General features: G+C 68.3%; 22 protein-coding genes and 1 pseudogene. 12 read left to right on the top strand and 11 right to left on the bottom strand.

Annotated features, from left to right (window positions below):
* Positions 1–7: 7 nt before the first annotated feature.
* The 5 genes from ACMGDH_RS04415 to ACMGDH_RS04395 form a co-directional block, all read right to left on the bottom strand.
* Positions 8–1447, bottom strand: a complete 1440-nt coding sequence (locus ACMGDH_RS04415; RefSeq protein WP_436826695.1) for an NAD(P)(+) transhydrogenase (Re/Si-specific) subunit beta — start codon at positions 1445–1447, stop codon at positions 8–10.
* 1 nt (position 1448) lies between these two features.
* Positions 1449–1730, bottom strand: a complete 282-nt coding sequence (locus ACMGDH_RS04410; RefSeq protein WP_436826694.1) for an NAD(P) transhydrogenase subunit alpha part 2 — start codon at positions 1728–1730, stop codon at positions 1449–1451.
* A gap of 3 nt (positions 1731–1733) precedes the next feature.
* Positions 1734–2102, bottom strand: coding sequence for an endonuclease domain-containing protein (locus ACMGDH_RS04405; protein ID WP_436826693.1), 369 nt, complete (start codon positions 2100–2102; stop codon positions 1734–1736).
* 149 nt (positions 2103–2251) lie between these two features.
* Complete coding sequence (locus ACMGDH_RS04400; protein WP_436826692.1) at positions 2252–3373, bottom strand: Re/Si-specific NAD(P)(+) transhydrogenase subunit alpha; 1122 nt, start codon at positions 3371–3373, stop codon at positions 2252–2254.
* A gap of 1 nt (position 3374) precedes the next feature.
* Positions 3375–3512, bottom strand: a complete 138-nt coding sequence (locus ACMGDH_RS04395) for an aa3-type cytochrome c oxidase subunit IV (protein WP_436826691.1) — start codon at positions 3510–3512, stop codon at positions 3375–3377.
* A 177-nt stretch (positions 3513–3689) separates the two neighbouring features.
* Here ACMGDH_RS04395 and ACMGDH_RS04390 point away from each other — a divergent pair, with 177 nt between their 5' ends.
* The gene (locus tag ACMGDH_RS04390; protein WP_436826690.1) at positions 3690–5117 is read left to right on the top strand and encodes a sigma-54-dependent transcriptional regulator; all 1428 of its coding nucleotides are present in this window, start codon (positions 3690–3692) and stop codon (positions 5115–5117) included.
* A gap of 4 nt (positions 5118–5121) precedes the next feature.
* Here the strand turns inward: ACMGDH_RS04390 and ACMGDH_RS04385 are convergent, their stop codons facing one another.
* Positions 5122–5685, bottom strand: coding sequence for a cytochrome b (locus ACMGDH_RS04385; RefSeq protein ID WP_436826689.1), 564 nt, complete (start codon positions 5683–5685; stop codon positions 5122–5124).
* 50 nt (positions 5686–5735) lie between these two features.
* On the opposite strand from ACMGDH_RS04385, the gene ACMGDH_RS04380 reads away from it, so the two are divergent.
* Positions 5736–6476 (top strand): SDR family NAD(P)-dependent oxidoreductase, encoded by a 741-nt coding sequence (locus ACMGDH_RS04380; RefSeq protein WP_436826688.1) that lies wholly within the window; start codon positions 5736–5738, stop codon positions 6474–6476.
* Between the two features lie 55 nt (positions 6477–6531).
* Positions 6532–7212, top strand: a pseudogene (locus tag ACMGDH_RS04375) (DNA alkylation repair protein).
* Here ACMGDH_RS04375 and folP read toward each other — a convergent pair.
* The 4 genes from folP to ACMGDH_RS04355 all read right to left on the bottom strand — a co-directional run bounded on the left by folP (position 7207) and on the right by ACMGDH_RS04355 (position 11074).
* On the bottom strand, positions 7207–8289 hold the full coding sequence (folP, locus tag ACMGDH_RS04370; protein ID WP_436826687.1) for a dihydropteroate synthase: 1083 nt from the start codon (positions 8287–8289) through the stop codon (positions 7207–7209). The pseudogene ACMGDH_RS04375 and the gene folP sit on opposite strands and share 6 nt — an antisense overlap.
* Positions 8290–8442: 153 nt before the next feature.
* The gene (locus ACMGDH_RS04365) at positions 8443–9573 is read right to left on the bottom strand and encodes a site-specific DNA-methyltransferase (RefSeq protein WP_436826686.1); all 1131 of its coding nucleotides are present in this window, start codon (positions 9571–9573) and stop codon (positions 8443–8445) included.
* Between the two features lie 686 nt (positions 9574–10259).
* Positions 10260–10637, bottom strand: coding sequence for a PaaI family thioesterase (locus ACMGDH_RS04360; protein WP_436826685.1), 378 nt, complete (start codon positions 10635–10637; stop codon positions 10260–10262).
* A complete protein-coding gene (locus tag ACMGDH_RS04355) occupies positions 10634–11074 on the bottom strand; it encodes a PaaI family thioesterase (RefSeq protein WP_436826684.1) in 441 nt (146 codons plus the stop codon). The genes ACMGDH_RS04360 and ACMGDH_RS04355 overlap by 4 nt, the downstream gene beginning before the upstream one ends.
* Positions 11075–11201: 127 nt before the next feature.
* Between ACMGDH_RS04355 and ACMGDH_RS04350 the strand changes: the two genes are divergently transcribed.
* The 6 genes from ACMGDH_RS04350 to ACMGDH_RS04325 are packed head-to-tail and all read left to right on the top strand — an operon-like array spanning position 11202 to position 15194.
* Complete coding sequence (locus ACMGDH_RS04350; RefSeq protein ID WP_436826683.1) at positions 11202–11360, top strand: hypothetical protein; 159 nt, start codon at positions 11202–11204, stop codon at positions 11358–11360.
* 7 nt (positions 11361–11367) lie between these two features.
* Positions 11368–12300 (top strand): hypothetical protein, encoded by a 933-nt coding sequence (locus ACMGDH_RS04345; RefSeq protein ID WP_436826682.1) that lies wholly within the window; start codon positions 11368–11370, stop codon positions 12298–12300.
* Positions 12288–13193 carry a transposase gene (locus tag ACMGDH_RS04340; RefSeq protein WP_436826681.1) on the top strand — a complete coding sequence of 302 codons (906 nt, stop codon included), beginning with the start codon at positions 12288–12290 and terminating at the stop codon, positions 13191–13193. The genes ACMGDH_RS04345 and ACMGDH_RS04340 overlap by 13 nt, the downstream gene beginning before the upstream one ends.
* 49 nt (positions 13194–13242) lie before the next feature.
* Positions 13243–13872 (top strand): response regulator transcription factor, encoded by a 630-nt coding sequence (locus ACMGDH_RS04335; RefSeq protein ID WP_436826680.1) that lies wholly within the window; start codon positions 13243–13245, stop codon positions 13870–13872.
* 48 nt (positions 13873–13920) lie between these two features.
* Positions 13921–14700, top strand: a complete 780-nt coding sequence (locus ACMGDH_RS04330; RefSeq protein ID WP_436826679.1) for a crotonase/enoyl-CoA hydratase family protein — start codon at positions 13921–13923, stop codon at positions 14698–14700.
* Entirely contained in the window at positions 14697–15194 is a 498-nt protein-coding gene (locus ACMGDH_RS04325; RefSeq protein ID WP_436826678.1) for a hypothetical protein, read from the top strand. The genes ACMGDH_RS04330 and ACMGDH_RS04325 overlap by 4 nt, the downstream gene beginning before the upstream one ends.
* 680 nt (positions 15195–15874) lie before the next feature.
* Here the strand turns inward: ACMGDH_RS04325 and hisN are convergent.
* Positions 15875–16657 (bottom strand): histidinol-phosphatase, encoded by a 783-nt coding sequence (hisN, locus tag ACMGDH_RS04320; RefSeq protein WP_436826677.1) that lies wholly within the window; start codon positions 16655–16657, stop codon positions 15875–15877.
* 78 nt (positions 16658–16735) lie between these two features.
* On the opposite strand from hisN, the gene ACMGDH_RS04315 reads away from it, so the two are divergent.
* The 3 genes from ACMGDH_RS04315 (at position 16736) to ACMGDH_RS04305 (ending at position 19540) form a co-directional block, all read left to right on the top strand.
* Complete coding sequence (locus tag ACMGDH_RS04315; RefSeq protein ID WP_436826676.1) at positions 16736–17782, top strand: phospholipase A; 1047 nt, start codon at positions 16736–16738, stop codon at positions 17780–17782.
* Positions 17783–17846: 64 nt separating this feature from the next.
* Positions 17847–18389 carry a peroxiredoxin gene (locus ACMGDH_RS04310; RefSeq protein ID WP_436826675.1) on the top strand — a complete coding sequence of 181 codons (543 nt, stop codon included), beginning with the start codon at positions 17847–17849 and terminating at the stop codon, positions 18387–18389.
* A gap of 119 nt (positions 18390–18508) precedes the next feature.
* On the top strand, positions 18509–19540 hold the full coding sequence (locus ACMGDH_RS04305; RefSeq protein WP_436826674.1) for a GGDEF domain-containing protein: 1032 nt from the start codon (positions 18509–18511) through the stop codon (positions 19538–19540).
* The last annotated feature ends 130 nt before the right edge of the window (positions 19541–19670 follow it).

Genomic DNA, 19670 nt, shown 5'->3' with positions numbered 1-19670 from the left:
CCCCTGCCTAGTCGAGCGCCTTCACGATTTCCTCGACCATCTTCTTCGCGTCGGCGAGGAGCATCATCGTGTTGTCGCGGTAGAAGAGCTCGTTGTCCACGCCCGCATAGCCGACGCCGCCCATCGATCGCTTGATGAAGAGCACGGTCTTGGCCTTCTCCACATCGAGCACGGGCATGCCATAGATCGGCGAGGACTTGTCGGTCTTGGCCGCGGGGTTGGTCACGTCGTTCGCGCCGATCACGAAGGCGACGTCGGTCTGCGCGAACTCGCTGTTGATGTCCTCGAGCTCGAACACTTCATCATAGGGCACGTTCGCCTCGGCCAGCAGCACGTTCATGTGCCCAGGCATGCGGCCGGCCACCGGATGGATCGCGTACTTCACCCGCACGCCATGCTCCTTGAGCTTGTCGCCCATCTCGCGGAGCACGTGCTGCGCCTGCGCGACAGCCATGCCGTAACCGGGCACGATGATCACCTGCTCGGCCTGCTGCATCAGGAACGCCGCGTCCTCGGCCGAACCGCGCTTCCACGGTCGATCGGTAGCCGCTGCCGCAGCGCCCCCGCCGCTGTCGCCACCGAAGCCGCCCGCGATCACGCTGATGAAGCTGCGGTTCATCGCCCGGCACATGATGTAGCTGAGAATCGCGCCCGAGCTGCCCACCAGCGCGCCGGTGATGATCATCGCGGTGTTGTGGAGCGTGAAGCCCATCGCCGCCGCCGCCCAGCCCGAATAGCTGTTGAGCATCGAGACGACCACCGGCATGTCCGCGCCGCCGATCGGGATGATCAGCAGGAAGCCGATCACGAAGCTCAGCGCCGTGATCGTCCAGAACACCCAGGGGCTCTGGTCGGTGAGGAAATAGCCGATCAGCCCTATGATGCCGGCAAGCACGGCGAGATTGATGACATGCCGGCCGGGCAGCATGATCGGCTTGCCGCTCATGTTGCCGTTGAGCTTCAGGAAGGCGATCACCGATCCGGAGAAGGTGATCGCGCCGATCGCGACGCCCAGCCCCATCTCGATCCGGCTCACCGGATTGATGCTGGCGAAGGGCTGGCCGATCATCGGGATCACGAGGTCGGCGATGCCGAACGCCTGCGGGTTGAGGAACGCCGCGGCCGCGACGAGCACCGCCGCCATGCCGACCAGCGAGTGGAAGGCCGCGACGAGCTGCGGCATCGCTGTCATCGCGATCCGCCGCGCCGTCACCCAGCCGACCGCGCCACCAAGTATGATCGCGGCGCCGAGCTCGATCGGGCTCGCGATCTCGTGGGTGATCAGCGTGGTGATCACCGCTATGGCCATGCCGATCATGCCGAGGCGATTGCCCCGCCGGCTGGTGGCCGGCGACGAGAGGCCGCGCAGCGCGAGGATGAAGCAGACGCCCGAGATCAGATAGGCGAGTGCCACCCAGGAATCGAAGGAGGAAGCCTCGTGCCCCAACTCAGCGCTCCTTCTTCTTGTACATGGCGAGCATCCGCTCGGTGACGGCGAACCCGCCGAAGATGTTGACGCTGGCAAAAGCGACCGCGACCAGTCCCAGCCATTTCGCGATCTCGGCCCCCGCCGCCATCGATGCGATCAGCGCACCGACGACGATCACCGAGGAAATCGCATTGGTCACCGCCATCAGCGGCGTGTGCAGCGCCGGCGTGACCGACCAGACCACGTAATAGCCGACGAAGCACGCCAGCACGAAGATCGAAAGGATCGAGATGAAGTCCATGAGTTACTCCTGATCGCGGAACCGCTGCGCGGCCCGATCGACGATCCCGCGAACGACGCCGTCGAGATCGCGAAGCACTTCGCGCGCCGGCACGCGCAGCACGTCGAGACCGCGGGCTTGAAACCAATTGTCCCTGATCGCATCGCGTCGAGGACGGTCACCAAAATTATGCCCGTCGCCATCGACTTCGACGATCATCCGGGCCTGATGACAGTAGAAATCCGCGAAATAGGGCCCAGACGGATGTTGCTTGCGGAACTTCAAGCCTTGCGGACGCGTCTTTAGTGCCCCCCAAAGCAAAACCTCGGGCAACGACAGCTCCTTGCGCGCCTCCTTCGCACGTCGGTTGTTTTCAGGCGTACCTTGCAGCATCGCTCAAATCCTCCCCTGCAAGGGGAGGGGGACCGCGCCGAAGGCGTGGTGGAGGGGTGTCCCGGTCGAAAGCGAAGTGCTCCAGCGCGAAGGGGGACACCCCTCCGTCGCGCTTGCGCGCGCCACCTCCCCTTCCAGGGGAGGATTGATCATGCCAACAACCTCTCGTTCACCACCTTGCCGCCCTGCGTCAGGCGGATCGCGTTGCCGATCTCGTCGTCGAGCACCGGTTTGCCGGCTTCCTTGTCCCAGAAGGCCGAGAGGAAGTTGAACAAGTTGCGCGCGAACAGCGCCGAGCTGTCCGCCGCCAGCCGCGACGGCACGTTGCGGTGGCCGACGATCTTGACGCCGTGCACGGTCACCACTTCGCCCGCGACTGCACCCTCGACATTGCCCCCGGCTTCCACCGCGAGATCGACGATCACGCTGCCGGGCTTCATGCTCGCGATCTGCGCGTCGCTGATCAGCCGCGGCGCCGGGCGCCCCGGGATCAGCGCCGTGGTGATGACGATGTCCTGCTTGGCGATGTGGCTCGAGACCAGCTCGGCCTGCGCCGCCTTGTACTCGTCGGACATCTCGGTGGCATAGCCGCCGGTGCCTTCGCCCTCGATGCCCTTCACATTCTCGACGAAAATGGGTTTCGCGCCGAGCGACAGGATCTGCTCCTTGGTCGCGGCGCGCACGTCTGTCGCCGAGACCTGCGCCCCCAGCCGCCGCGCGGTAGCGATCGCCTGGAGTCCTGCGACGCCGACGCCCATCACGAAGACCTTGGCGGCGCTTACCGTGCCCGCCGCAGTCATCATCATCGGGAAAGCGCGGCCATATTCGGCCGCCGCATCGAGCACTGCCTTGTAGCCGGCGAGGTTCGATTGCGAGGAAAGGATGTCCATCGATTGCGCACGGGTGATGCGCGGCATGAACTCCATCGCCAGCGCCTCGGCGCCGAGCGCGGCATAGCGGTCGACTCGCGCGCGCTCCCCGAAAGGATTCAGCCCCGCGACGATCCACGCGCCCTGCTTTAGCCCCGGCAGCGCATCGGGATCGGGGCCCTGCACTCCGAGCACGATGTCGGCGTCCTTTAGCACCTCGGCGCGCGACCCGAGCGTCGCGCCCGCATCGGCATAGCCCTGATCGGCGATCGACGCCGTCTCGCCCGCCCCGGCCTCGACCGCCACCGTGGCACCCAGCCCGATGAACTTCTTGACGGTCTCGGGAGTCGCGGAAACGCGCCGCTCGCCGGCGGCGGCCTCCTTGAGCACCGCGATCTTCACGTCAGCTTGCGATCGTGAGGACGACGAAGGCGGCGACGAGGAAGCACCCCACAGTGCCCCACAGCATCATCTTGGTGAAGCCGTGGTAGGTGCCCTCGTGCACGTTGAGCTCGGTGGTGTTCTCGCCGTTGTCGGCCATGCCTTCTGATCCCCTGGACGCAAGTTCTACGCAATGCTGGTCGACGTGTAGCCGCCGGGCCCATAGCTCTCAAGCCCAGGTGCACGTCGGAATTGTATAGACGCTTAAAAGGAATTTTACTGTTATCGTCTACTGGGGGAACGATCCGCTTGGGTCGTTGGGGACGGGAACATCTGAATGACGCGCACTGGGCAGCGCCTTTTGATGCTTATCGACGACGAGCCGGCGCAGCGCCGACTCGTCGCGGCGATCACTGCGCGCCGGGGCTGGCGCGCGCTTTTCGCAGACGCGGCCGAGGCTGCGTTCGACGCGCTGGACACGCCGGCGGGGATGGCGCTCGAAGCGGTCATCCTCGATCATCCGTCCACCGATGCCGACGCTACCGGGCTGATCGCCGAGCTGCGCGCGCGGCGGCCGCAGCTGCCGATCCTGGTGCTCACTGCCAATGGTTCGGTGTCCGCCGCGGTCAATGCGATGCGTGCCGGCGCCACCGATTTCCTGGTCAAGCCGGTCGCCGCCGAACGGCTCGTCGCTGCGCTCGAGGCGGCGGTGGGCGGCAAATCGGCCGGCGAGCTGCGCCCGCTCACCGAGAAGCTCTCCGCGCCGCTCGGCTTCGACGAGATCGTAGGCTCGGCGCCGCAGTTCCGCGCCGCACTGGCGGTCGCGGCCAAGGCGGCGCGCGCGCGCGTGCCCGTGCTGATCGAGGGCGAGAGCGGCGTCGGCAAGGAAGTGATCGCCGAGGCGATCCATGCCGCCTCGCCGCGTGCCCGCAAGCCGCTGATTTCGATCAATTGCGGCGCCATCCCTGCGAACCTGGTCGAATCGGAGCTGTTCGGGCACGAGAAGGGCGCCTTCACCGGCGCATTCGACCGCAAGATCGGCCGCTTCCAGGAAGCCGACACCGGCACGCTCTTCCTCGACGAGGTCGGCGAGATGCCGCTCGATGCGCAGGTGAAGCTGCTGCGCGTGCTCCAGTCGGGCGAGATCCAACCGCTCGGCGCCCGCCATGCCCGCGAAGTCGACGTGCGCGTGATCGCCGCAACCAACAAGAACTTGCTCGCGGAAGTCGAGGCGGGCCGGTTCCGCGAAGACCTTTATTACCGGCTCAACGTCGTCCAGGTGTCGATCCCGCCGTTGCGCGATCGCGCCGGCGACATCCCGGCTTTGGCTCGTCACCTGCTCGGCCGCATCGCCCAGCAGCCGGGCCTACGCGAGCTGGGCATCACCGACGACGCGCTCGCGCTGCTCGGCGGCTATGACTGGCCGGGCAACGTCCGCCAGCTCCAGAACGCATTGTTCCGCGCCGCGGTGCTGTGCGAGGGCGACGGCCTCACCCGCGCCGACTTTCCGCAGATCGCGCAGCTCGCCGCCGGCCGCTCGGGCGGCGAAGGCACCGCGCCGCAGGGGTTCGCGCACGCCGGCATCACCCTGTTCCGCCCCGACGGCCATCTACGCGCGCTCGACGAGATCGAAGCCGACGTCATCCGCCTCGCGATCGGCCATTATCGCGGCCGCATGACCGAAGTTGCGCGGCGCCTCGGCATCGGCCGCTCGACACTCTACCGCAAGCTCGGCGAGCTGGGGATCGACCAGAGCGCAGCCTGATCGCTCAATCGCGCCGGCGCAGCGGCGGGATCAGCGGCAGCATCCGGTGGAGCACCAGGTCGCGATTGAGGAAATGGTGCTTGAGCGCGCCCGCGACGTGGAGCGCGAGCACGAGATAGACTGCCTTCACCAGCAGCTTGTGCGTGTCGCCCAGGGTGTCGCCGAGATCGTCGGATCGCGGAACCGGCAGGTTGGGCGCCGGCACCAGCCCGAACCAGTCGACGGGGGGCGCACCGCCTGCCGAGGCCGCGGCCCAGCCAAGCAGCGGCACCGCCAGCAGGAGCAGGTAGAAGGCGATGTGCGTGCCCCGCGCGAGCACGCGCTCCCAGGTCGCCATATTGTCGGGGAACGCCGGCCAGGGATGGGCGATGCGCCAGCCGATCCGCACCAGCGTCAGCGCAGCCACCGTCATGCCGATCGATTTGTGGAACATGAAATAGCGCAGCTTCTCCGGCCCGTCCGCCTCCTCCATCCACCCGCCGACCGTCGCATTGGCCAGCACCAGCGCGAAGATCGTCCAGTGGAGCAGGATCGAAACGTTCGAATAGCGTCGCTCGGATTCGCGCATGCCCGCCTCCGTGGCTGTTCGCAGCCGCCGGGCTCGGATATCCCGGCGCGATGGGAAACAGATTCGACGGCAAAACGATCCTCGTGACCGGCGCGGCCTCCGGGATCGGGCTGGCGGTCGCGCGCATGCTCTGCGCCGAGGGAGCGGCACGGCTGGTGCTGGTGGACAGCGCGCCTCTGCCCGCCGATTTCGGCTGCGCGACAACGCCGGTCCGGGGAGACGTGCGCGATGAGGCGCTGTGGGATTCGCTCGACCTGGCCGGGCTCGATCATGCCGTAGTCAACGCCGGGGTGGCGGGCGCGGGAACGATTGCCGGCCTCAGCTTCGACGAATGGCGCCGCATCCTCTCGGTCAACCTCGACGGCGCCTTCCTCACGCTGCGCGCGGCGATGCGCGCCCTGCGCGGCCGCGGCGGGTCGATCGTGCTCACCGCCTCGGCTGCGGGCGTGAAGGCCGAGCCGGGAATCGCCGCCTATGCCGCGTCCAAAGCGGCGCTGATCCAGCTCGCGAAGGTAGCCGCCAAGGAAGGCGCACCCGACAATATCCGCGTGAACGCGATCGCACCCGCGGGCGTCGAGACGCCGGTGTGGGATGCCGTGCCGATGTTCGCCCAGCGCGCCGCCGAGATCGGCCGCGACGCCGCCTTCGCCGAAATGGCCAGGCTCGCCACACCGCTCGGTCGCTACGCCAAGCCCGAGGAGATCGCCGCGCAGATCACCTTCCTGCTTTCCGACGATTGCGCCTTCATGACCGGATCGACGCTGGTGAGCGACGGCGGCTATACGCTTTGAGGGCCCTCTCCCGCTTGCGGGAGAGGGCTTTTCGGTCGCCGCGAAGAGGTGTGCCATGTCGAAGCTCGAAGATGCTCTGGCCCAACTCGATGCGCTCGGCCGTCCCGGCGCCGTGGAAGCCATGGCGCGCTACGGCATCGTCACCCGCCAGCGCGCGCTGGGTGCTGGGGTCGGCGACATCCGCGCACTGGGGAAGCGCATCGGACGCGACCAGCCGCTCGCCGAGGCACTGTGGGGCGCCGGCATCTACGAAGCGCGGCTGCTCGCCTGATTCGTCGCCGACCCGAGGGCGATGACCCCGGCGCTGATGGACCGCTGGGCGGCGGGCTTCGACAATTGGGCGACCTGCGACACCGCCTGTTTCCACCTGTTCGACAAGACCCCGCATGCGCTCGCCAAGATACGCCAATGGGCTCCGGACGAGCGCGAGTTCGTCCGCCGTGCCGCCTTCGCGCTGCTCGCCAGCCTCGCCACCCATGCCAAGACGCTCGACGACCGCGAGCTCGCCGCGCTGCTGCCGCTGGTGGAACAGGCGGCCGTCGACCCGCGCAACTTCGTCAAGAAAGGCGTGAGCTGGGCACTGCGGGCGCTGGGCCACCGGCGCGGGCTCCATGCGGAGGCGCTGGCGATGGCGGAAGCACTCGCAGCCTCCGACGACCGCACCTGCCGCTGGATCGGCAAGGACGCGGTGCGCGACCTCACGCGACCGCTCGTCGCCCGGAAGCTGGGGCTATAGCGCCACCAGCGCGGCGTCGCGCATTCCGCGCCACACGCGCAGCGCCTGCGCTGTCTCGAACACGTCGTGGACGCGGATCAGCTGCGCGCCCAGCTCGGCGCCCTTGAGCGCGAGCGCGATCGAGCCACCGAGCCGCGCGTCGGCCGGCGCCTCGTTCGAAAGCGCGCCGATCATCCGCTTGCGGCTCGCGCCGAGCAGTATCGGGCAGCCGAGCCCGTGGAACAGCGCCAGCCCACCCAGCAGCGCAAGATTGTCTTGCAGCGACTTGCCGAAGCCGATCCCCGGATCGACCACGATCTTGGCGCGGTCCACGCCTGCGGCCGCCACTTCGCCGATGCGTCGTTCGAGCCAGTCGTAGACGTCGAGCAGCACATCGCCATAGTCGCCGGTGCCGTGGCCGCCCTTGGCCGGATCGGGCGAGTGCATCAGCACCACGGGGCAGCCCGCGCGCACCACCATTTCGAGCGCGCGGTCGTCGTAGAGCAGCGCCGCGACGTCGTTGACCAGATGCGCCCCCGCCGCGAGCGCCGCCTCCATCACCGCTGCCTTGCGGGTGTCGATCGAAACCGCGGTGCCGCTCCGCGCGAGCCGCTCGACCACCGGAACGGTGCGCGCGATCTCGTCGCCTTCCCACACCGGCTCCGCGCCGGGTCGAGTCGATTCGCCGCCGACGTCGATCACGCTCGCGCCCGCCGACGCCATCGCGATTCCGGCGGCGGCCGCACCTTCGGCGTCGGCGGCATGGCGGCCGCCGTCGGAGAAGCTGTCAGGCGTCACGTTGAGGATGCCCATCACCTGCGGCTGATCGAACCGCAGCACACGCTCGCCGAGCTGGAGCGGCGCGCGCGGCGCCGTGATCCGCGCTGCCAGCGCCTGGAGCCGTTCGTCGTCGGGAAGCTCGGCGACGGGAATCGTCCGCTGGAGCACCCGCCGGCCGTCCTCGACCGCGATCAGCTCATAGGCGCTGCACCAGCTCAGACCGCCGGCGATCCGCGCAACCTCGCCGTCGCGGCCGACTGGCGTGTCGGCGAACTGGACGGGGCGAAGATAGAGCCGGGCAGCGGCGGGAAGGTTCATGTGTCGGGCCCTACTCGATCCTCCTCGGCAAGGGGAGGGGGACCAGCCGTAGGCTGGTGGAGGGGGTTCTCCACCAGCGACGCCCCCTGCGACGAGCCCCCTCCACCACCGCCTTCGGCGGCGGTCCCCCTCCCCGTGCCGGGGAGGATCGGATCAGGGCTGCGTAGCAAGCAGATAGGTCTGGCGCAGAGCGTCGATCGGCTTGAGCCCGTCCTCGGCCTCGTAATGCCAGAAGGTCCAGCCGTTGCACGACGGCGCGCCTTGCAGCGTGGCGCCGACCTTGTGGATCGAGCCCGCCGCCGCGTCGCAGCGCAGCGACCCGTCGGCGCCCACCACCGCGCGCCAGCGGCGCTTGCTGTCCATCAGCACCGTGCCCGCCGCCAGATAGCCGTTCTCGACGAGCTGGCCGAAGGCGACGCGCGGCGCGGCCTTGGGCGCCTGCATCGTGGTCAGCGCCGATTCGTCGAGCGGCAGCGCCGCGTCGATGCGCGCCTGCGCCGCCTCGACATAGACGCCCTCGCGATCGATGCCGATCCAGCGCCGGCCGAGCCGCTTGGCGACTGCGCCGGTGGTGCCGGTGCCGAAGAAGGGATCGAGCACCACGTTGCCCTTCTTGGTGGTCGCCAGCAGGATCCGGTAGAGCAAAGCCTCGGGCTTCTGGGTCGGATGGATCTTGACGCCGTCCTTCTTGAGCCGCTCCGGGCCGCCGCAGATCGGGAACTCCCAGTCCGAGCGCATCTGCAGCTCGTCGTTGAGCGTCTTCATGCTGCGATAGTTGAAGGTGTAGCGCGCCTTCTCGCCCTTCGACGCCCAGATCAGCGTCTCGTGCGCGTTGGTGAAGCGCGTGCCCTTGAAATTGGGCATCGGATTGGCCTTGCGCCAGATGATGTCGTTGAGGATCCAGAAGCCCAGATCCTGGATCGCCGACCCGACCTTGAAGATGTTGTGGTAGCTGCCGATCACCCAGATCGAGCCGTCGTCCTTCAGGATGCGCCGCGCCTCGGCCAGCCATTCGCGGGTGAACTTGTCATAGGCCGCCAGGCTGTCGAACTTGTCCCAGTCGTCGGTGACTGCGTCGACATGGCTGCCGTCGGGGCGATTGAGGTCGCCGCCGAGCTGGAGGTTGTAGGGCGGATCGGCGAAGATCAGGTCGATCGACTTGGCCGGCAGCTCCCGCATCCGGGCGATGCAGTCGCCCCGCAGGATCTGGTCGAGCGGAAGCTCGGCGGGCGCCTTGGGGGCAGCCGAACGGCTCCGTTCATCGATCTTTACCAGCACGCCCATCAGCCTCAGCTCCCTTTTCGAGCGGCGGTAATCGTCGGCCGCGGACTCCGCCGTCAAGCAAACATTGGTTAACGAAAACGCCTGCCAAACGGTTAACGCCGCGGAACATTCCGGCACCCGCCCAGATGTTGAGTCCGAAACTTATCCACAGGCTCAAGCACTGGTGGTGTGACCCGAAAGACTCACCAAATGCCGATCCGGAATACGGCGGGCGTGGGCGTTGTCATCCCGCTCTTCCCGCTTCCCAGCCGGGAAGCTGGCGAAGGCATAGCCAACCAGAAGGTTGGCAAATGCGGACGCGCCAACCTTTTAGTTGGATTGGAAAAGCACGGATTTCTGCGGGTTTTTTGCGTTTTCGGCGGTCCGCCCGTTGACACTTGCTTGACACGTATGCGCATTTCCGAGCCGGTCAAGCGACCGGGATGAAGCGCCATGGCGCGGGGATTCTGCTGCTCGTCCATGCCTGAACGAAAGCAGAACAAATCCTATTTTGCCAGGCAATAATGTGGAGCTTCGATCCGGCTGCAGCCGCTTTATCCTCCCCCGCCAGGGGGAGGTGGCGCCGAAGGCGTCGGAGGAGGCGGATGCCAGAACATGACCGGCGTGCTTCCTCCCCCTCCGTCATGCTTCGCATGCCACCTCCCCCTGGCGGGGGAGGATTGCGGGTGGGTCCACTCGCAGACCCCCTACCGCGCGATCAGATAGTTGAGCTGCGCGCGGGCGATCGGGCGGTCTTCCTCGTCCTGCCAGGCGATCGCGTCGACATTGGCGATGCGCTTGCCGAGCCGCGTCACCGTGCCGCGCGCCCGCGTGGGCTTGTCGCGGCCGCCGCGCATATAGTCGACGGTCAGGTTGATCGGCTTGACGCGCCCGCCGCCTTCGGCCTCCAGCGCCTGGTGGAGCGCCGCAACCGCCGCCATCTCGAGCAGCCCGCCGATCGCGCCGCCGTGGAGAAACCCCGGCCGGCCGACCACATCGGTGCCGAAGGGCATGACGAGCGTCGGCGCGGGATCGCCCGGCTCGACGGTCAGGCCCAGCAGTTCGGCATAGGGCGGGATCGTCACCAATAGCCCTCCGTCGCCATGAAGGTGCCCGCGACATGCGCGATCGGATCCTCGGGATCGCCGTCGTGCGCCTGGCCGCGGACGAACGCGACCGAGCGTGCGATCCGATAGCATTCGCCGCGCCCGATCACCGTCTGCCCCGGCCGCGCGGGCCGCAGATAATCGATCCGCAGATCGAGCGTGGCATGCGCGCGGAAGCCCTCCAGCTTGAGCCACACCGCGACGCTGGTCGCCATGTCCATCAGCGCGAGGATCGGGCCCGATGCGAGCACGCCCGAGCCGGGATCGCCGACCAGATCGGGCTTGTAGGGGAGCGCCAGCGCGCACCAATCGTCGCCATGCGCATGATAGGCGATGCCCAGCCGCCCCCCGTGCCCGCCGAAGCGGCCGTTGAACAGGAGCCTGGGATCGAAGCCGCGGACGGGCGTTTCGCTCATGCAGCGCCCGTAGCGTGGCCGGTCCCCGCGCGCAAATCCGCCCACCGTCCGAGATTACAGAGATGTAAGGTGACGCCGCGCGTGCCCGAGCTAGCCTCGGCCGGTCACAACAAGGGGGGACCGACCGATGGAAATGTTCCGCATCGACGCTGCCGATATCGCCGAGCTCGAAATGCCGGTGGCGGTGCACGGCAGCTTCATCGATATCGAGGCGAGCGGCGTCGACGGGCTGTTCGAAATGATCATCGGCATCGTCGAGCTGATCTACGAGCTGGCCCCGGTCTGACGCGCGCGTGCCAGGCTTTCCCGAGGCTCTACGCGGGGCACTGGCCGACTCGCAGGCGCATTCGCGTGAAGTCGCGCGCCGCTGGCTCGCGCTTCCCGAGGCCCGGGCACTGCGCCGCGCCTTCGCCGATTGCCCGCTTGATGATGCCGAGCCCGCGGCCGAGCGCGCCGAGCAGCTGCTTGCCGACGGCCGCTGGATCGCGGCGCTGCTCGATCCGCTGCTCGCGGCGCTGGCCCGCGATCCGTTGTTCGAGCCGCCGTTTCGCCCCCGCCGCGATGCGGCCCGGACAGGATTCTCGATCCACGAGAGCCCGGCGGTGTCGCTGATCGCGAGCGTCACCCACGCCGCGGCGCTCGCGCGGCTGCCGGCACCGCGCACGATCGTGCTTTCCGGCCGGGTGACGGTGACGCGGGTGCTGCGTTCGGGCGGCGCGCACTGGCGCCGCTGGCGCGCGGACGATCGCGGCGAAGCTTGCACCGGCGCGCCGCCGGTCACGCTCGCCGAGGGGGCGGTCGAGCGGATCGACGGGCGGCGCGAGGCACGGCTGCTCGCGGGTGCCGGCAGCGACGTGGTCACGCTCACCGCCACGATCCGCGCGGGCGCCGCACCGCTGCTGCGCGAGTTCGATCTCGAGACCGGCCAGCTGGTCCGCGTCGCCGACGGCGACGATCGCAGCTCGCGCGCCCAGATGCTGCTCGCTTTCCTCCGCGCCTCGGGTCGCGCCGACGCGGAGCCCTGCTTCGACAAGGCCACGCGCGACGCCGCGCACCAGCTGCGCTGGGCAGCGATGCGCGAGTGGCTGATGCTCGATGCGGGGGCGGCGCTGCCGCGGCTCGCCCGGATGGCGGGGGACGACCCCCACCCTCAGGTGCGCGCCGCGGCGCGCCGGACGCTCGATACGCTCGCCGCGCATCCGGAGCGGATCGCGTGCCGCGCCTGATCGATCCGGGCGAGGGCGACACGATCGGGCTCGCCGAGCTGATCGAAGCGCTTACCGCCACCGATTGCGACGTGCGCGACGAGGATTCTTTCGCCGCGCTCGGCCCGCTGCTCGCCCGGCTGGGGCGCAACCGCAGCTTCCTGGCTGAGCTGGCGATCGACGAGCTCAAGTCGCGGTGCCAAGGCCAGCATGGCGGCAACGGCTATGGCGCGCAGGTCTTCCTGCTCCATCCGCCCGACGGGCGCTTCCTCGTCCGTGCGAACTTCTGGCCCACGCGCGCCGATCCGCTGGTGCGCGCGAGCGGCCCCGCGGCCTTCTTCTACGATCTGCCGCACGACCATAATTTCCCCTTCCTCACCTATGGCTATCTGGGGCCGGGCTATTGGAGCGATTATTTCGAGTATGACGTCGACGCGCTCGCCGGCCTTCCCGGCGAGGATGCGCGGCTTCGGTTCGTGGAGCGCGCGCAACTCGAGCCGGGGCGGCTGATGCTTTACCGGATGCGCCGCGACATCCACGTCCAGCTTCCGCCCGACGCTTTCTCGGTCTCGCTCAACATCCTCGGCGCCGATCCGGCCCAGCCCTGGCTCGATCAATATCGCTTCGACATCCGCCGCGGCGTGATCGCCGAGGGGCTGACCTGCACCGCCGCCGAGGCGCTGCTCACGGTTGCCGTCCACATCGGCAACGGGCGCGATCTCGCCGCCGCCTTCGCACGCGACCACCCGTGCGACCGGATGCGCGTGACCGCGCTCGACGCGCTCGCCGGGGCGGGGCCGGACGGAGAGACGCAGGCGCTGCTCGAGCGCGCGTGCGATTCGCCGAGTGCCTATGTCGCCGGTCATGTGCGCCGCCGCGTGGCGGAGATGGAACGCGCGCTTTCGCCTCCATAACGGAGCAGTTCGCAACCAATTCGGAGGTTTGCCGGACTAGCCTTTCTGCGTGACTGCGATCGTGGCCTCGTCTCTCCACATCCCGGGCCTGCGCGAGGCGGCGCAGGCGCGGGGTTTCGCGCTGCTGCCAGTGCCGCGGCCGCGCCTGGCCCGCAGCGGCGCGCAAGTGGCGGTGGTCGGGATCGGCCCGGGCGATCCCGCGCGCTGCGTCGCCGATCTGCGCAGCGAAGGCTGGCTGGGGCCGGTGATGCTCGTGCTCGGTCCGCGCAGCCGCACCAGCGTGGTGCAGGCGCTCGATTCGGGTGCAGACGACGCAGTCGCGCTCCCGGCGAGCCCGGCGGAGATCGCCGCGCGGCTCGCTGCACGGCTGCGCCACAGGCCCTCGCCGATCGCAGTCGGGGCGCTCCGCATCGATCCGATCGAGCGGCGCGTGACGCATGAAGGCCGCCCGCTCCGGCTGCTGCCGCGCGAATATGCACTGCTGCTTCATTTGGCGCGCGAGACCGATCGCTGCGTCAATCGCACCGAGCTGCTCGAAGCCGTCTGGGGCCTGCGCTTCGATCCGGGCACCAACGTGGTCGAGGTCCATGTCTCGCGGCTGCGCGCCCAGCTCGCGCACGCGGGCGCGGCGGCGATGCTCCGCACCGAGAAGGGCCGCGGCTATCGGCTCGCGCCCTGAGCGCTTCTATTCTATCCCATGCATCCGAAGGCGCGAGAGGAGGCGGCGATGGACGAGCAGCGGGTCAGGATCGACATCACCGAGGGCGTCGCCGATGTCCGGCTCGCGCGGCCGGACAAGCTCAATGCGCTCGACCCCGCGATGTTCGCCGCGATCATCGACGCGATCCGCCAGCTGGGCGAAATGCCCGGGCTGCGCGCGGTGGTGCTCTCGGGCGAGGGCCGTGCCTTCTCGGCCGGGCTCGACATGGCGAGCATGGCGGCGGGCGGCTCGGGAACCGACCTCGCCGCGCGCACCCACGGCCTCGCCAATGATTTCCAGCAGGTCGCCTGGGGCTGGCGCATGCTGCCGGTGCCGGTGATCGCGGCGGTGCACGGCATCGCCTTCGGCGGCGGGCTCCAGATCGCGAGCGGCGCCGACGTGCGGATCGCCGCGCCGGGCACGCGGCTGTCGGCGATGGAGATGAAATGGGGAATCGTGCCGGACATGGCCGGCTTCGCGCTGTGGCGCACAACGGTGCGCGACGACGTGCTGCGCGAGCTGGTCTACACCGCGCGCGAGTTCGACGCGGAGGAAGCGCAGGCGCTGGGCTTCGTCACCCGCATCGCCGAGGACCCGCACGCCGAAGCGCTGGCGCTCGCCCGCGCGATCGCCGGCCGCAACCCCCACGCGATCCGCGCCGCCAAGCGCCTCGCCAATCTGGAGGGCGATGCCGCCGCGACGCTCGCCGCGGAAAGCGCCGAGCAGGCGGCGCTGCTCCGCACGCCCAACCAGATCGAAGCGGTGATGGCCAACATGCAGAAGCGCGCGCCGGTGTTTCGGGATTGACGCGGCTCATCGAGAGCGGCAGCGATCACTCACTTGCAGACATTCGCACGATCTTGTTTGTTACGACTTTGGGGGATCAAGACGTGCGGCCACAGACCATCATTTATTTCGAGTGGATCATTTTCGCCACGCTCCTGCTCGGTTTTGTCCAGAGCTACCTCGCGTGGGATCACACGATTGCAGTCACCGGTGCTTCCCCGGCTTCCTTGAAACTGTCGCAGATCTTCACCGCCGCAATCATCGCCACGCTGACGCTTCTCGTGTCACGTCGCCGCAGCAAAATCGCGATGTGGGTGTCCATCGCCATGTTCGCTCTTGGGCTACCGGTGTTCATTTCCTTCTTTGCTAGCGGCCTTGTCGGTGGATCCGGGGTAATCTCGGCGGTGCAAGTCGCTGGACAGCTTGTCGCATATGGCCTGCTCTTCACCGCAAGTGCCCGACGCTGGATGAACAAGGGCGACCAACAGGTGGAGCAACATCTTTCCGCGGAATAACCGCGAACCGACCGCGCCGGACTTTCGGGATTAACGTCAACCGCAAGGCGGATTTCGGTGCAGCTGCGCCTATCCGCTCTTTCTTCTTCGTCACCCCTGAACTTGTTTCAGGGTCCAACTCGCCACAGGCGACGCCGCCGCTTGCGGCACGGTGGATGCTGAAACAAGTTCAGCATGACGCAGTGTTGGAACGTTCTCCTGACGCCCCCGGTAGCGAACGTCCGCAGGCGTCGCTAATCGTCGACCAATGCGACATCGTTGGCTCCGGCCCGACAGCTATTTGTATCTGGGACTGCTAGGAGCAGCGGGGGGCGGCATGCTCGCCACCGTGAGCGCAGGGCTATTCTTCTTCCGCGATCAATGTGAGCCAGTCTTGCGCTGGCTCTTGCCGTTGATCGCCGGAAGGCACTCGCATTTCAGGTACGATCCGGACAGCTATTACTTCTGGGCAGGATTGGCAGGCGTCCTTGCGCTTCTTTGGATTAGCCTTTTCAGTATGGCCGCCTTGCGAAAACCTGCTGATGATCGACGCATCGACGCTGCATTACGTGCGAGACAACACAGATCGGCACGGGGAGCGCCGTTGGAGCCGGACTGAGAGGGAAGCCAATTACCAGTTCCGGACTTCAATGGCCGGCCGTAAGTCACCTCGCGTAAGCGGAAAGCGTTGAAGCAGCCCCTCAATGCCCCCGGCAGCCGAGCGCTTCGAGGATTTCCTCCACGCGCGCCGGATCGCCCGCAGCGATCACTTCGCCGTTGCTGCCGGCGTGGAGCGGGTCGCCCTGCCAGTCGCACATGCGCCCGCCGGCGCCCTCGACCACCGGCACCAGCGCGGCGAAGTCGTGGAGCTTGAGGCCAGCCTCCACCACCACGTCCATCCAGCCGCTCGCCACGCAGCCATAGCTGTAGCAGTCGCCGCCCAGCACCGTGCTCATCACCTGCGCGTCGAGATGCTCGAAGGCGTGGAGCTGGCCATCGTCGAACAGCGCTGGCGAAGTAGTGCCGAGCACCGCCCCTTTGAGCTCGCGGCAGATGCGCGTCCGCGCGGGCGTGCCGTTGAACAGCGTCGGGCGGCCGGCGACACCCAGCCAGCGCTCGCCGATGATCGGCTGGTCGATGATCCCGAGCAGCGGCCAGCCATCCTCGACCAGCGCGATCAGCGTACCGAAGATCGGCCGGCCGGCGATGAAGGCGCGCGTGCCGTCGATCGGATCGAGCACCCATTGCCGTCCGCTCGTCCCCTCGCGCGTGCCGAACTCCTCGCCGATGATCCCGTCCATCGGCCGCTCCGCGACGATCAGGCGGCGCATCGCCTCTTCGGCCTCGCGATCGGCGAGCGTGACGGGCGACAGGTCCTCCTTGGCCTCCAGACCGTGCTCGGCGCGGAAACGGGGGCGGATCGCCGCGCCCGCGGCATCCGCGAGGCGTTCGGCAAGGGCGATGTCGGTTTCGGAAACGGGCATGCCCCCGGCCCTAGCGGGCGGATTTTGACTCGCCAAGGTCACAATCCGCTGCCACTCCGTGCGCCGATGCGCCGCCTGTTGCTGACCCTCGGATTCCTGATCGCCGTGCCCGCCGCCGCCCAGGTGCGCGCGGTGCCCGAGCAGCCCGCTTCCGAGCAGGAGGCATTGCGCGGCGTCGAGGTGTTCCTGGTCAACGAGGGCGAAGCGCCGGTCGCGGAGGCAGGGCCCCGCCAGATCGAAGTCACCGCTGCCGACGGCACGCGGATGCTGCTCGAGCGCGTGCCCGGGCCCACCCGCACGATCGCCCCGGGCGGCTTCGCCAAGGCGCGCTACGTGCCCGTCGGCGTGGCGCAGGTGACGGTGCCGCCATCGCGACAGCACCCGCCCGCGGACATCCCGGCGCAGGAGACCGTCGTCCAGAGCTCTACCGGCTCCTCCTCGGCGTTCGTCGACCGGTTCGAGCCGCACGAGCCGGTCTATGGCGCGTTCGGGCTCGGCGATTCGGGCGCCAAGCTGCAGATGAGCTTCGCCTTCCGTCCCTTTGCCGAGGATGCGCCGCTCCAGCTCGGCAATCTGCGCTTCGCCTATACCCAGACGATGTTCTGGGCGCTCGATCAGCCGTCCGGGCCGTTCCGGTCGACCATCTACAGCCCCGAAGTCTATGCGGACATTCCGTTCGATGAGACCACCAGGATCGCGCTGGGCTGGCGGCACGATTCGAACGGGCGCGGCGATCCCGACTCGATCGACGTCAACCGCATCTTCCTGCGCGCCGAGAAGAGCTTCGATCTCGGCAGCGACTGGCGGCTCGACGTCGCGCCCCAGGCGTGGTTCTACGTCGGCCGCGCCGGCAATGCGCCCGACGTGAAGGACTATTACGGCTACACGTCGCTCGCCGCGGCGATCCAGCAGAAGGACGGGCTCAAGCTCGCGCTAACCGGTCGCGGCAATTTCGAGACAGGCCGCGGCGGCGCCGAGCTGTTCGTCTCCTATCCGCTCGCGCCGATCGGCGGGGGCATCGGCTTCTATCTCTTCGGCCAGGCCTTCACCGGCTATGGCGAGGCGCTGGACGATTATCGCGTCAACGATACGCATGCGCGACTGGGCATCGCACTGACGCGCTAGGGCCTGCACCCTAGCGCCGCGCCTCCGCCCGGCGTAGGATGCACCCGTCCACGGAGAATTGCCGATGCGCGCACGCCTGCTCCTCGCCGCCCTTGCCCTTTCGCTGGGCGTCCCCGCCACCGCCGCGCTGGCGCCCGGCGCAGCCGCGCCCGACTTCACCGCCAGCGGCGCGATGGCCGGCAAGCCCCTGACGGTGAACCTCAAGGCCGCGCTCAAGAAGGGGCCGGTGGTGCTCTATTTCTTCCCCGCCGCCTTCACCAAGGGCTGCAATATCGAGGCCAAGGCCTTCGCCGACGCGCTTCCCGAGTTCCAGAAGGCCGGCGCGACGGTGATCGGCATGACCGCGGGCAACGTCGACCAGCTCCAGCGCTTCTCGGCCGAGCATTGCGCGGGCAAATTCGCGGTCGCCGCGGCGAGTGCCGCGGTGATCAAGGGCTATGACGTGCTGCTCAAGAAGGCGGACGGCACCGCGACCACCGTCACCAGCCGTACCAGTTTCGTGATCGCGCCCAACGGCCGCGTGATCTTCGCGCACACCGACATGAACCCCAACGATCATGTGCGGATGACGCTAGACGCGGTGCGGAGCTACCGGCCGCGCACCTGATCGTCTCAAACGCGACGAAATCCTGCCCGGCGGGGCTTTTGCTCACGCAATATTAGCAGTTGCCCCGCTAGTCCGATCCCGACGCAAGCATGCTGCGGAAGGGTCGACGGGGTAAGCGAATGGCGGGAACCAGTGCCGTCAGGGCGGGGACAGCAGGCGATCCCGCGCGCGACCTTTACGAGCGAATCGGCAGCTTCCTGTTCGAGCACGGACTCGATCCCGACCCCGCCAATTTCGCCTTCGCCCATCATCTGCTCGCCGATCCGGAGGGGCCGCTGGCGCGTGCGGTCCGGGCGTTCACGCAGGGCGGCGCGCGGCTCACCCGGCGCGACGTGGAGGCACTGGGCGGCGAAGCGCGGGCGATCGACAGCGATCATGGCGCGGACCGCCACGCCGAGGGGCTGGTGGCGCAGACCCAGGTCCATGTCGAAGGCTTCGCCGATATCGTGACCGCGATGCGCGCCGAGACCGAAGGCTTCGGCCGCGATCTCGCCGCCAGCGCCGCCGCCATTTCGCGCTCGGCCGACAAGAACACGCGGTCGATCATGATCGACGAAGTCGCGAGCATCACCGCGGCGATGCTCCAGCGCGTCCGCACCGCCGAAGCCCGGCTCGACTCGGCGACGCGCGAGGCGAACGAGCTGCGCAAGAAGCTCGAAGAGGCGCGCGACAACGCCCGGCGCGATCCACTGACCGGCCTCGCCAACCGCCGCGCCTTCGAGGAAGCCTATGCCGTGCGGGCGAGCGCGGGCGAGCAGCTGTGCATCGCGGTGTGCGACGTCGACCACTTCAAGTCGGTCAACGACCGGTTCGGCCACGCCGTCGGGGACCGCGTGCTCAAGGCGATCGGCGAAGCGCTCGCGGCCGCGTGCGACGGCCAGCTCGTCGCGCGCTACGGCGGCGAGGAATTCGCGGTGCTCTTCTCGGGGCTCTCGATCGACATGGCGCGCCGCACGCTCGACGGCGCCCGCGCCAGCGTCGCCACCAAGCGCTACCGGCTGCGCGAGAGCGACGAGCGGCTGGGCGAGATCACTTTCTCCGCCGGGCTCACCGCCGCGCGGGGCGAACCCTATCCGACCGTCTACCAGCGCGCCGACCGGCTGCTCTACGCGGCCAAGACCGCTGGGCGGAACTGCCTCCACGTCGGCTGATAAGTTCGCTGACCGATTCCGAACAGTCACTGTCCGCTTCTGTTGGTAATTTACGCCAACTCTGCGCGTAAATTTCACCAACCGAGAAATGTGTCACACGCCACCTGACGCAATTTCAATAACTTAGAAA

Origin of the sequence: Sphingomonas radicis, from assembly GCF_051400635.1 — a bacterium.
GTDB lineage: Bacteria > Pseudomonadota > Alphaproteobacteria > Sphingomonadales > Sphingomonadaceae > Sphingomonas.
Note: the sequence above shows the minus strand (reverse complement) of the source record. Positions and strands in the feature narration are given on the sequence as shown.

Excerpts from the sequence above, each read along its gene's own strand:
- ACMGDH_RS04410 (WP_436826694.1), bottom strand. The coding sequence starts at position 1,730 with ATGGACTTCATCTCGATCCTTTCGATCTTCGTGCTGGCGTGCTTCGTC.
- ACMGDH_RS04405 (WP_436826693.1), bottom strand. The coding sequence starts at position 2,102 with ATGCTGCAAGGTACGCCTGAAAACAACCGACGTGCGAAGGAGGCGCGC.
- ACMGDH_RS04395 (WP_436826691.1), bottom strand. The coding sequence starts at position 3,512 with ATGGCCGACAACGGCGAGAACACCACCGAGCTCAACGTGCACGAGGGC.
- ACMGDH_RS04390 (WP_436826690.1), top strand. The coding sequence starts at position 3,690 with ATGACGCGCACTGGGCAGCGCCTTTTGATGCTTATCGACGACGAGCCG.
- ACMGDH_RS04385 (WP_436826689.1), bottom strand. The coding sequence starts at position 5,685 with ATGCGCGAATCCGAGCGACGCTATTCGAACGTTTCGATCCTGCTCCAC.
- ACMGDH_RS04380 (WP_436826688.1), top strand. The coding sequence starts at position 5,736 with ATGGGAAACAGATTCGACGGCAAAACGATCCTCGTGACCGGCGCGGCC.
- folP (WP_436826687.1), bottom strand. The coding sequence starts at position 8,289 with ATGAACCTTCCCGCCGCTGCCCGGCTCTATCTTCGCCCCGTCCAGTTC.
- ACMGDH_RS04365 (WP_436826686.1), bottom strand. The coding sequence starts at position 9,573 with ATGGGCGTGCTGGTAAAGATCGATGAACGGAGCCGTTCGGCTGCCCCC.
- ACMGDH_RS04355 (WP_436826684.1), bottom strand. The coding sequence starts at position 11,074 with ATGAGCGAAACGCCCGTCCGCGGCTTCGATCCCAGGCTCCTGTTCAAC.
- ACMGDH_RS04350 (WP_436826683.1), top strand. The coding sequence starts at position 11,202 with ATGGAAATGTTCCGCATCGACGCTGCCGATATCGCCGAGCTCGAAATG.
- ACMGDH_RS04330 (WP_436826679.1), top strand. The coding sequence starts at position 13,921 with ATGGACGAGCAGCGGGTCAGGATCGACATCACCGAGGGCGTCGCCGAT.
- hisN (WP_436826677.1), bottom strand. The coding sequence starts at position 16,657 with ATGCCCGTTTCCGAAACCGACATCGCCCTTGCCGAACGCCTCGCGGAT.
- ACMGDH_RS04310 (WP_436826675.1), top strand. The coding sequence starts at position 17,847 with ATGCGCGCACGCCTGCTCCTCGCCGCCCTTGCCCTTTCGCTGGGCGTC.
- ACMGDH_RS04305 (WP_436826674.1), top strand. The coding sequence starts at position 18,509 with ATGGCGGGAACCAGTGCCGTCAGGGCGGGGACAGCAGGCGATCCCGCG.